This window comes from Delftia sp. K82 (genome assembly GCF_002193035.1).
Lineage (GTDB): Bacteria > Pseudomonadota > Gammaproteobacteria > Burkholderiales > Burkholderiaceae_C > Comamonas > Comamonas acidovorans.
This window is the reverse complement of the sequence record NZ_MYFL01000001.1, coordinates 287,058-298,859: the sequence shown is the minus strand read 5'-3', so window position 1 is coordinate 298,859 and position 11,802 is coordinate 287,058. Positions and strand designations below refer to the sequence as shown.

6 protein-coding genes are annotated in these 11,802 nt (G+C 66.1%); 2 read left to right on the top strand and 4 right to left on the bottom strand.

All coding sequences use genetic code 11. The annotated features are described in order from the left end of the window. The 3 genes from KDK82_RS32590 to KDK82_RS01300 all read right to left on the bottom strand — a co-directional run. Positions 1 to 2,479: hypothetical protein (locus KDK82_RS32590; protein WP_218827060.1), on the bottom strand; the 2,479-nt coding region annotated here is incomplete at its 3' end. A 103-nt stretch (positions 2,480 to 2,582) separates the two neighbouring features. Continuing rightward, on the bottom strand, positions 2,583 to 3,266 hold the full coding sequence (locus KDK82_RS01305) for a hypothetical protein (RefSeq protein WP_088163847.1): 684 nt from the start codon (positions 3,264 to 3,266) through the stop codon (positions 2,583 to 2,585). A gap of 260 nt (positions 3,267 to 3,526) precedes the next feature. Further along, entirely contained in the window at positions 3,527 to 7,999 is a 4,473-nt protein-coding gene (locus tag KDK82_RS01300) for an IPTL-CTERM sorting domain-containing protein (protein WP_179217832.1), read from the bottom strand. 359 nt (positions 8,000 to 8,358) lie between these two features. Between KDK82_RS01300 and KDK82_RS01295 the strand changes: the two genes are divergently transcribed. Beyond that, positions 8,359 to 9,510: a S1C family serine protease gene (locus KDK82_RS01295; RefSeq protein WP_012207313.1), complete on the top strand. Its 1,152-nt coding sequence runs from the start codon at positions 8,359 to 8,361 to the stop codon at positions 9,508 to 9,510. A 70-nt stretch (positions 9,511 to 9,580) separates the two neighbouring features. Here KDK82_RS01295 and KDK82_RS01290 read toward each other — a convergent pair whose 3' ends face one another. Further along, positions 9,581 to 10,483, bottom strand: coding sequence for a D-hexose-6-phosphate mutarotase (locus KDK82_RS01290; RefSeq protein WP_088163845.1), 903 nt, complete (start codon positions 10,481 to 10,483; stop codon positions 9,581 to 9,583). 85 nt (positions 10,484 to 10,568) lie between these two features. Between KDK82_RS01290 and KDK82_RS01285 the strand changes: the two genes are divergently transcribed. Next, the gene (locus KDK82_RS01285) at positions 10,569 to 11,759 is read left to right on the top strand and encodes a spherulation-specific family 4 protein (protein WP_088163844.1); all 1,191 of its coding nucleotides are present in this window, start codon (positions 10,569 to 10,571) and stop codon (positions 11,757 to 11,759) included. The last annotated feature ends 43 nt before the right edge of the window (positions 11,760 to 11,802 follow it).

Sequence of the window (11,802 nt, the reverse complement as noted above, 5' to 3'; positions counted from 1 at the left end):
CATACCTCGTGAGCCTCAGCGCCTGGCTGGCAGCCACCACGGTCTGCACATTCGACTTGCTCTCAACAAGGCCTTGCACCTGCGCTTGCACCCTGTAGGTTCCCGCTGAAACAGGGCGTTCCACGTAGACCCAGCCCGTGCCCCTCTGCCCTCGATCGATCACCATCTGCGAGATCAGGCTACCCCCATTGGCAGCAGAGTAGATGCCTGTGACCACACCAGCCGGGTCCTGGTCCCCCAGGCCCACCTGTACCGTCATCGGCTTGATCGCATATTGACTTTCTGACCAGTACGCGCCGGGTACGCTCAGCACCACATAGAAGTTGTCCCTCAGACTGACCGTAGACCGCTGTCCATCCAGGCCTTCAAACCGCATCTGCGGCAAGATGACTTCCACCGGCATGGGTGCAGCAGCCGTCGCCCCTTCCGCAGAGGCCTCGATCTGCGTGGAGCCCAACTCCAGGCCGCCCACGTTGATGTAGGCCCGGCTCTGTCCCGCAGGAATCGTCACCGTCGCTGGCGTCTCGCAGATCTCCGCCGCCACACAGCGCAGGTTCACCGTCACCGCATCAGCTCCGTTGCTGACCACACCGTTGACCAGCCGCTCCACATACAACTCGTCCGAGACGCTGTACAGCCCCTTGCCCACGATCAACTTGCTTCCTCCATACCTCGTGAGCCTCAGCGCGAACTTCGCCTTCACATCCACCTTCACCGCCTTGGCGATCAAGCCTGGAGATGCGAAATCCAGCACTGTCTGCCCCACAGCCAGCGCTTTGACCGTGATCGGCGTCGTCCCATAGATCTGTCCCTGGGGAATGAACACCTCGGCAGGGCTCACGCCGGCAACCGCCGGATCACGGCTGATCACAGACACCGTGACGCCGCCTTGCGGAGCCGCCTTGCTCAACTGCACACGCAGGACCCTGGTCAGTTCCTCATTCATCACCAGGTCGGCGGCTGGATCCGTGTCGAGGCCGATGGCATCCACGCGCAATGCAGCCTGCGCCGACTGGTAGCCGCTGGCCGTGGCCGTGATCCGGGTCGTGCCCAGGCTCTGGCCTGCCACCGTGAAGGCCGCCTTGCTCTGGCCAGAGGGAATCTGCACGGACGCCGGGACCTGTGCCAGTCCTGCCTGCTCCAGTGCAAGGCTCACGGCCAGCCCTGCCGAGGGAGCTGGCTCAGTGGTTTCGATAGTCACGCTGGCCTGCGCACCAGGCGCCACGATGACGCTGGCCGGCAGCACCAGTGCCTTGCCACGCACGGAGACCGTGGCCAGCGCACTGGCATGGCCTTCGGCTTGGGCTGTCAGCCGGCTGCTGCCATCGGCAAGGCCCGTCACTTCGAAGCTGGCGCCTTGTTGACCCGCCGGGACCAGCACGGACGATGGGACAGAGAGCACGTTGGCGTCGGAGTTGCCCAACTGCACGTTCACACCACCGACGGGTGCCGGCGCGGGCAACGACACGGTCATGGAATACGGCCGGTTGACACCGACCGTGGGGCTGCCGGGGACAAGGCCCAGCGAAGGCAGATTGACGACTTCGATCTGCGTTTCGGCAAAGCCCAGCGAGGCGTGGCTTGCGGTGATGCGGGTAGCGCCCAGGGTGCTGGCCTGTACCTCCAGGTCCGCGCTGGTCTGCCCCGGCGCCACGGCGACCCGCGACACGGCAGATGCCACCGAGGGCACGCTGCTGGTGATGTCCACTACCACGCCTTGTGCAGGTGCAGGCGCGTTGAGCGAGACCCTCAGCATGGCGACCACGCCGGGACTGAGCCGGAGCCTGGCGGGCTCGATGGACAAGGGCGCCTGACCTATCTGGATGAGGCCCTGCTGCACCAGGTAAGGAATGCCGACCATGCCCCAAATGACTTGGGAGCGAATGGTGCCCGAAGGAACTGCAATGGCATTCAGCGAGTTGCCCTTTGCCGAGTTTCCCTTGCCGGCCGGCGAGGACGCAAGATCAACGCCGATGGCCGGGCCGCTGTGGTGATTGAAGGCCGTGTTGTTGATGGAAGGGGCAGCGTTCTCGATGACCACGCTGCTGCCGTATTCGATGGTGACGTGGTCCAGCAGCGTCTGGGCGCTGCGCGTGCCGGCCGTCATGCGCCATTGGCGCCAGTCCCCGGGCGCCGGGGTTGCGGCCGCCGAGGTGATGAGGATGGGCTTGTCCGGCGTGCCCACGGCTTGCAGCGCACCTTTCTTGAGCAGGAAACTGGCGCCAGGGGCCATGCGCAGGGTCACCCCCGGCTCGATGGTGAGCGTTGCATCGCCATCGAGCACCACGTCGCCCTGCATCAGGTAAGGCGATTGGCTGGCACGCAACACCGTTTGGCTGGAGATGGTGCCGCTCAACGTGGTCTGGGCCCAGGCGGGAGAGACCAGCAGCAATGCCAGCGCAAGACAGGCAGCCAGCCATGCCTTCCCCACGTCTGCCATGCGGGCCAGCGCGGTCACGGCCAGGACCTGCCAACGCACAGGATTCGCCCTTCTGCACACACCCACAGACCCATCCGTTCGCACGCTGTACTGCATCACCACTTCTCCCCCAATACTTGACTCGTTCAATCGTTGTGCTCGCTCAAAACCGCCCGCATGCCGCCTGAAGCCGGTGGCCTGCCGTTGTTCCGATGGCCTGCATGCTCGCCACCTGTGACTGATAGGCCTGCCACCCGCCCAGCAGCCAGTACAGGGGCACTGCGTCAGGCCGCTCACCCAAAGAGGCCCGTTGCGCGGCCAATCGGGCACGCAACTCAGGCTCCGTCGAAGCGTCGGCTATGACCACCAAAGCCCGGGATGCGAGGCCTCCTGGCTGGTCGCCGCGTGCCTTGCCGCCGGCCATGGCGTTCAGTTGGATGGCCAGATCGTGCGTGGCGACCAGACGGTGCGTTTGTTGTTCGTCAACGGGTGACTGCACAGCCGGCGCCGCATCCAGGGCCTTGCTGAGGGACAGCACCGTCCATTCAATGCCTTGTCCCAGGCTGGCGATCCAGTCGCTGGCGGACAGGTCCTGCAGCCTGGCCGATGCCGTGGGATGCAGGGCCACCGCCGCGCCGCCCAGCAAGGCCTTCACACGGCCAAAGCCCTGGCTGCGCAATTGCCGGCATGCCGAGTCAAGGTCCGCATGGTCCAGCCCGGTGCCCAGCAGGATGACTTCCTCCTGCATCAGAAAACGCTTGCCTTGCAGCTGCGGCAAATCCATCTGCAGGGCCTGCGCGATGGGGGTAGCGCGCCTGTGCTGCGCCGGCCGAACGTCAACGAGCATGGCCGCTGCGCCAGGGGAAACAAGGCGCTGCCGCCACTCGGCCGGACTCATCCAGCAGGAAGGGGTCAACGCCAGAGACAGCACCTGACGGGGCCACGTCACAGGGGACTCGGCGGCCCTTGCGTCCCGTACGGCATGCGCGTCTGCCCGACAGGACTGCGGCTCGGCATCGGCCTGCGCCCGCAATGGTGCAGCCACCAGGACGGCTGCGCACACCGCCACTGCATGCGCCAGGCCAGCGCCACAAAAACGACGCAGCCTCATGCATCCATCCCCGCGCCTGCACGTGCGGCGCGTCGGCGCCTGTGCTGCAGGCAGGCGCCCAAGGCCATGAGGGCGGACAACAGGGCCAGGCCCGCCGCCTCCAGGCCAGGCACCGCCGTCAACTGATCCTCAGGCAACGGCCCAGACTGAATAACGGGGCCGCCCGGGTCCTTGATGACGCCATTGGCCTGCAGGTCATCGTCGCCCAACTGGCCATCGGTGATGGTGTAGCTGATGCGGTTGCCGTTGATCGACAGGTTCCTGGGCGCGTACCAGATGCTGCGGCCCCGCGAATGGGGCACAGGCCCGTACTTCAGGTAGCTGCTGATGCCGAACAGGTTGGGCCACTCGGTGGTGACGGTGACCGTGCTTCCGACGTCGCAGCCGGTGAGTTCGTAGTCGAACACGCCATGCGGGAAGAGCAGCACGTTGAACAGCGGCAGCCAGCCTTCAGGCTTGCGCACGGCCGTCTTGTCCGGGTTGAAGCGGCAGCTGGCGCCTCCGCCCGTCACCGAGGCTTTCAGCGTGCCGGAGCCCGTTGGCGTTGGCAGGGCCACATCCTTGCTTCCTGCGGGCGTGGCCTGGTTCTGCAAGGACACGCGCAAGGCTTCGCCCGCACCGGCCGCCGTCACGCGCATCTCGAATGCTCCGACCAGTCCATTGGCTCGAAGAGCGGGCGACGCGGCAACGCCTGCCGCATCGGTGACGGCCTGCGCTGCGAGCGTGCCGCCGTCAAACACGGCGCTCGCTCCGCTGTCCGGCAGCGCAAAGACCACGGCGTGGCCGGCCACGGCGGCGCCCTGCGCATCGGTGACCTTGACACGTACAGGTGCCGCATAGGCCGTCCCCACTGTGGCCGTCTGCCCATCCCCTGCCAGCTTGACAATGCGCAGCACGGGCGCCGTGCCATCCAGGTTGCCCAGCGTGAAGCGCACGCCGCCGGGCAAGGCCTCGACGCCGGCGGATACGGTGAAGCTTCCCGCAGCGCCAGTGGCTGTCATGACCGGGCTGCGTGCCAGGCCCTGTGCGTCGGTGAGCACGCGCGCCTGGCGGCTGCCGCCGGCAAAGCGTGCGGAGGCCCCGCTGGCAGGCGCGTCGAACGTGACCTCCTGCCCTGCCACCGGGTTGCCACCAGCCGTCTGCAGGCGCACCTGCAGCGGCAGCGCAAACGGCTGCTCCAGCCTGGCGGACTGCAGGTCGCCGGACACGATGGAAAGCGTCCAATCCCGCGCGGGCTCCTCCTGCCACTGGGCGGCGACAAGGCCTATCCACTGCGCCAGCGATTGCAGGGCCACATTCCGGGTACCGTGGGATGGCAGCTCCCTCAACAGGGGCTGGGCCTGCACCAGGGCCGAGAGGGCCTGGGCCGGCTTTTGCTGCTCCATGGCGACCCGAGCCTGGCCCAGCAATGCCTCGACGGCCTGCCGCTGGTCTGCCGTGGCCTGCGCCAGCGCAGCCACTGCGGCCCGGGTGTTAGCGGCGGCTTGAGGTTCTGCGATGACGGTGACCGGCTGCGACCAGCTGTCCACCAGCGACTTGTCGCCGGCCTTGCGCAACTGCGTCTCGACCGTGGTGGCCAGCGAGGTGCCGGGCAGGTCCAGCCAGGCCTGCACCTGCAATTCGGCCTGGGAGGCGGGCTCCAGGGTCCACCTGACCCGATCACCGTCGACCACGGCCTGCGGCGAGGAGGAGCGCAGCTTCATGCCACTGGCCAGGGTCATGGCCTGCTCCAGCGCAATGGCTTGTGTGCTTCGGTTGGCGATGCTGGTTCTGACGCGCACGGCAGATTGCGCCAGCATGGGCTCGGACACAGGCGGGACCAGGGCATTGAAGCGCGTCTTGGTCCAGTCTTTCCACGAAGCCGCAACCGCGCCTTGCGCCAGGGCATCGAAGCCGATCACCAGCACCTGGCCCTTGCCGTGGGCCACGCCCAACGCAGCAGTCTGCCCTGTGCCATAGCGGGCCAGTTCCGAGCCTGCGCCTTCGTTCTGCAACGCCCACGCCCGGCCTTGCAGCGCCAGCGCCGCATCGCCCAAGCCTGCATCGCCCAGGTGCACAGAGACGCCCGCAGGCAGTGGCTGGCCTGAACGACTGCCGCCCCAGACGTCGGCCAAGGTGTCCGGCAACGCGCCCGGTGCGCCATCGATGACCAGCGAGGCACCGCGGTAGACGGCGGCCCGCACTTCCTCCATCTGGGAAGCGGCCAGGTCATCCACCGATCCATGGAGCCAGAGCGCGCTGAAGTCGCCGGCACGCAAGGCCTTGCGGAGCTCCCCTGGCGTGACCGCCAACTGCACCGAGCCATCGGCCTGCGCCAGCAGATCCTGCAGAGCCTGGCGCTTGCCGTCCGTGCAAGCGGTATCGGCGCCGCATGCGGCATAGGCCAGCACACGCAGGCCCTGGTCCAGGGTCTGCGAGGCGGCTACGGAGGCCTCCTGCTCGCGCCTGAGCAGGGTACTGGCCGCGTTGTTGCCGGTGACGGGGTCGCGGGTGGCCGCGCCGATGCGTGCGGCCAGCAGGAATTCCCTGGCCGTGGCGCTTGCTGCAGGACGCACCTGCAGCACCAGGGTGGGGGCGGAGTCCTTGGCCATGTCGCCCAGGGTCCAGCGGCCCTGCGAATAGCTGCCCGCCGATGCCAACTGGCTGGCGATCTCCAGCCCCTGGGGCAGGTCCACATGGACGACGGTGGAGGCTGCAATGGCCGGCCCGGCATTGCGTGCCGTGATGGTGACCGTGGAGCCACCGTCGCGCGCCATGGTGGCCGGTGCCGCAGTCACGCTGATGCCAATGTCCGCTTCCGGTTCGGGATCTGGCCCGGTCACCTTGGCGGAGCGCTTTGCAAACAGATAGCCCGCAGCCGCCGTACCGGTGGCCAGATCAATGCCCGATATGCGTCCCGGCGCGGACTGGCCGCCCGCCGTGCCCGCAAGCGCAGCGCCATCGACCAGCCCCTCGCTGACGGCAGCCGACAGCGCATAGCTGCCCTGCAGCAGTCCATCGAATCGGAATTGGCCCTGGGCATCGGTGTGGGCCGTGGCCAGCACCGACTCCCCAGTGCCTGCCCGGGTACCGGTGAGCTTGATTTCGAGCACGGGGATGGCGGGCTCGCCTGCATCGCGCAATCCGTTGGCATTGCGGTCCTCGAAGGCCGCGCCGGCGATGCTGGCCTGTGCCTCGCCAGCGACCAGACCGATGGTGTAGCGGCCCGTGGTGTTCACGTCGAACAGGTTCAGGTAATAGCTCCAGCTCAGGTCCTCGTTGCGCTGCCTGGAGAGCCAGACGTTTTCGCCAGGGACGACGTAGCCGTCGGAGCGGACCACCTGCCGGGGAAGACGGGTGCCCCTGGAGGGATCGGGCACGCGCGCATAGGCCATGCCATTGGCCACGGGATTGAACTGCAGGCTGGCGGTGGCACCGGAGGGCACGAATTGCGCGGATCGGCTTTGATCGCTGACCTCGGTATCCACGCCATCGGATTCATAGACGCGGTAGACATCGCCATCCAGGGCCAGAAAATCGCGGACCTTGTCGCGTCCCGGAAGATCGACACGCACATCCTGGACCAATTGATGGGTATTGACGGTCTTGATCAGGGACGTCAGGGCACCGCCCAGCGAATCCGCATGGGTGAATCCGGCCGTGAATTCGACAAATTTGCCGGCCAGGCTGGACACCATGTTCCAGCGCCCATGCAGGGACGATCCCGGCGTGATGTCGCCAAAGTCGAGCAGCAGGCTTTTGCCTGCTGGCGCATCGTTGACATAGCCGCTCAGAATCTGGAAATTGACAAGCAGCCCTTGCCGGTTTTCGACAATGCGGGGCTGGGCGGTATCGATCTTGGTCTTGTACGAAGTGCCGCCACCACTGTTCTTGATGCGCACGCCCAGCGTGAAGGGGTCGGAAGGCTCGACCTCGGGGGTGAAGGCATCGTCACCCGGAACGTCACGGGGCAGGAAGTAGTCAAGCACCAGTTCAGGCTGGGGCCGCACGACGATGGACTCTGGTGCGACCTCGACGGTGTCGGTCTTGCCATCCAGCGTGTAGGTGACCTTGGCGCCTATGTAGTAGACCGCACCCTGGGGATCGCGGCCGCCCGTGCCGGCTGCGGGAATGATCAGCCATCGGACATTGGCGACGGCCTTGGGAGCAATGGTGCCGCCCTGCAGGGAAGTGATGCCCTCGACCCCATCCGTGCGGTAGAAAAAGTGGGCTCCGGAGGCTGCGGGATCCGTGGTGGCGATCACCGTCTGGTTGTTCGCATCCAGGAACTGCAGCGTGATGCTGACGTTCTCCAGCTTTTGGTCCGCCAGGCCATTGGTGATCACCATCCTGGCGTCAAATGCCTGGCGCTCCAGCGAAAGTTTTTGCTCTATGACAATCTTGACTTCGGCACATACCGCATCGGCGGCCTGTGCAAAGGCAATGCCGATGGTTCCTGCAATGGCAAACACCGCGCCAACCAATAGCATCAGCCATCTGGGCGCAATCCTCCCCGAGTCTTTCCACTCCATAGCCCCTCCGTCCCCGCTCTATTCATTGGGCCGCGATTGTATTGAAATTCCTCATCCGTATCAAATCGTGACTTGAAAAAATAATTAGCAAGCCAATTTAAATAAGACTTGTCCCATTTCAAATGGCGCAACAAAAAAATTGACACGCCCTTCAGCGCTTCAGGAAAAGGCAAAAATCGGCACATCCCGATATAGCAATGTCGGTTGTCCGGTGATTCATCGATCACCCAGCGCCCCAGCGAACGCGCCCACCACCGCCCTGTGTACGACATGCCTCACAATGAGGCCTTGTACTCCCGCACAGAACACCACACTTCATGAAACGCACCTGGCTGCTGTTTTCGCAGGCGGTCACCATCCTGGTGGCTGCCTACTTTGTCGTCGCCACCCTGCAGCCGGACTGGCTGCGCCGTGGAGCCGTGCGCAGCAATGCCGGCATCGCGTTGCTGGAGGCGCCGGCCACGCCCGTCGGAGAAGTCAGCCCCGGCAGCTTTGCACCTGCGGCCAAGAAGGCAGCGCCGGCCGTGGTGAGCATCAACACCAGCAAGGCGGTGCGCCATCCGCGCAGCAACGATCCGTGGTTCCAGTTCTTCTTCGGCGACCAGGGCACGCAGGAGCAGGCGGGCCTGGGCAGCGGCGTGATCATCAGCACCGACGGCTACATCCTGACCAACAACCACGTGGTCGAGGGTGCGGACGACATCGAGGTCACGCTGACCGACAGCCGCCAGGCCAAGGCCCAGGTGATCGGCACCGATCCCGAGACCGACCTGGCCGTGCTCAAGATCGCCCTGGACAAGCTGCCCGTCATCGTTCTGGGCAATTCCGACCAGATCGACGTGGGCGACCGCGTGCTGGCCATCGGCAACCCCTTCGGCGTGGGCCAGACGGTGACCAGCGGCATCGTCAGCGCACTGGGCCGCAGTCAGCTGGGCATCAATACCTTCGAGAACTTCATCCAGACCGACGCCGCCATCAACCCCGGCAATTCGGGCGGCGCACTGGTGGACGCCAGCGGCAATCTGCTGGGCATCAATACCGCCATCTATTCACGCTCGGGTGGCAGCATGGGCATCGGCTTTGCGATTCCCGTGTCCACGGCCAAGCTGGTGCTGGACGGCATCGTCAAGGACGGCCGCGTGGTGCGCGGCTGGATCGGCGTGGAGCCCAATGAACTGTCGCCGGAACTGGCCGAGACCTTTGGCGTGAAAGCCGACTCCGGCGTGATCATCACCGGCGTGCTGCAGGCGGGCCCCGCGGCCCAGGCCGGCATGCGACCGGGCGATGTGATCGTGCAGGTGGGCGACAAGCCCATCCGCAATGTGTCCGAGCTGCTGACCGCCGTGGCCGCGCTCAAGCCCGGCGAGGCTGCGAAATTCGATGTGCGCCGTGGCGAAGGCCCCGTGGAGCTGCAGATCACCCCGGGCCTGCGCCCTGCGCAGTCGGCACAACGCATGCAGCGCCGCTGACCCGGCTCACGAACCCATGAAAAAAGCGCCTGTTCACAGGCGCTTTTTTCGTTCAAGAACGGGTGCCGGACTACCGCTTGTGCAAACGCTGCGCCGCGCGCCAATGCGCGCCGGGCGCCACATGCACGGGCGCATCGATGGCGGCGGCCTCCACGCACAGCATCTGCTGCCACCCTTGTGGCGGCATGTCGGCCAGGCGGGCACACAGCGCAGGACCGGGGTTCCAGACCACGGTCTCGCTCCAGGCAGCATCCTGCGAGATGCGCAAGCCTCCGGCAGGAGCGTCCAGCTCCATGGTCTTCCCGGGCCGAGGATAAACACGATCGAGCTCTTCGCCAAAGCGCACGTCGCCTTGCTGCGTGGGGTGGGTGTCGGCCACGGCATCCCAGTAGGGCAGGCCATCGAGGCCTTGCAACCGGCATTGCTCCACGTCCGCCACGCGCAGGTAGCTGTGCAAGGCGGCAGTGAAGGCCAAAGGCATGTCGCCCCGGTTGTGCACCACCAGGTCCACGTCAAGCCGGCCAGGCAACAGCGTCACCTCCAGCCAGGTCTCGAAGGAATGCGGCCAGACAGCGCGCGTCTGCGGCGTGTCGGCGAGCTTGAGCCGCAGGAACAAGCCATCGTCGGCAAGAACCTCGGCCTGTGCTGCATCAGCCTGCCACGGCAGGGTGCGCGCAAAGCCGTGCTTGACCAGCGGGCCGCGTTGGTTGAATTGGGGAAAGCAGACCGGAATACCGCCGCGTATGGGTGTGTGGCCGTCATGGGCGGCATGAGGGCTCAGGAACAGTTGCTCCTCGCCACCTGCCTGCCAGGACAGCAGCTGCGCGCCCTGCAAGGCCACCAGGGCGGTATCGCCGCAGGCCAGGCGCAGGCGGATGGCGGGCAGGCCCTGCCATGCATCAGCGCAGGCGCCGGGAGCTTGCGCGGCCGCAGGTAAAGCTGTTACTGCGGGAAAGGAAGATGTAACTTTCATGCTTGAATATAGCCTTTCCCCCGCTCAGCCCTCCTCTGTCATGCAACGCTCTCACGCTCCCTCTCCTCTTGTCCTGCGACTCGGCATGCTCGCCCTGGCCGCCTCGGTGGCCTCCTGCGGCGGAGGCGGCGGTGGTGACAGCAACGCTGGCGGTGGCAATGGCGGTAATGGGGGTGACGGCGGCACCGGCCAGCCCGGAGTGACCTCGGTCACTGTGCAATGGACGGCCCCTGCCGCCAGGGATGTGGTGACTGCAGGCTCGGCACTGACCCTGCGCACAAGTGTTCTGGCCGATGGCGTGAATGCCGCCGATGGAACCGTGGTGAGCTTCAGCGCAGCCACAGGCGTCAGCACCTCGGCGCTGACAAGCTCCGGCGTGGCAACAGCTTCGCTGACCGGCGCCACGCCGGGCCGCCAGCAGGTGCAGGCCAGCGCCACCGTGGCAGGCCGCACGGGCAGCGCTTCCCAGACCTTCTATCTGCGTCCTGCACCTGCACCGCTACGGGTGCTGGTGCCCACGTACTTCTATCCCACCGGCTCGGGAGCCACGGCCTGGAATGCGCTGACGGCCAGCGCACAGGCGAATCCGACCGTGCAGATGACGGCCATCCTGAATCCGGCCAACGGCATTTTCAGTGGCCCGGACGCGAACATCACGCGCGCCGCCACCGCTTTTGCCAACGCGGGCGGGCAGCTGGTGGGCTATGTGAGCTCCAGCTATGGCACGGGCACGCGATCGCTGGCCAGCATCCAGGCCAATATCGACAACTATTTCACGCACTACGGCGCGGGCCTGGTCAAGGGTTTCTTCATTGACGAGATGGCGGCCACCACCAACCGGCTGGACTTCTACCGCACCATCTACCAGTACATCAAGGCCAAGAATCCCAACCTGATCGTGATCGGCAACCCGGGCCTCGTGCCCGTGGCCGGTTATGCCGATGTGGCCGATGTGCTGACCACGTTCGAGGGCAAGGGCTCCACCTACGCCACCTACGATCCGCGCACGACGAGTTTTGACTGGCTGTACGGGCTGCCCAACAGCCACCAGGCCTCGCTGGTGCACAACGTGTCGGGCTGCGCGGCCATGCAGACGGCCGTGCAGTCGGCCGCCTCGGCCCGCTACCAGGCGGGATGGATCTACGTGACCCAGCTGGAGTTCGAGCCCAGCACCGGCGTGGGCAACCCCTGGGCCGGGCTGCCGAACTACTGGGGTGCCTTTGTGCAGACCGTGCGCGCCACCAATGCCGGGCAGGCCATGCCCGCCTGCTCGTAAAGAAAGCCTGAAGCCCTGGCGCTGAATGCAGCGCGGGCGCCTG

Bases quoted from the DNA above. Each gene is read 5' to 3' on its own strand.
- KDK82_RS01295 (WP_012207313.1), top strand. From the start codon at position 8,359: ATGAAACGCACCTGGCTGCTGTTTTCGCAGGCGGTCACCATCCTGGTG.
- KDK82_RS01290 (WP_088163845.1), bottom strand. From the start codon at position 10,483: ATGAAAGTTACATCTTCCTTTCCCGCAGTAACAGCTTTACCTGCGGCC.
- KDK82_RS01300 (WP_179217832.1), bottom strand. From the start codon at position 7,999: ATGCTATTGGTTGGCGCGGTGTTTGCCATTGCAGGAACCATCGGCATT.
- KDK82_RS01305 (WP_088163847.1), bottom strand. From the start codon at position 3,266: ATGCTCGTTGACGTTCGGCCGGCGCAGCACAGGCGCGCTACCCCCATC.
- KDK82_RS01285 (WP_088163844.1), top strand. From the start codon at position 10,569: ATGCTCGCCCTGGCCGCCTCGGTGGCCTCCTGCGGCGGAGGCGGCGGT.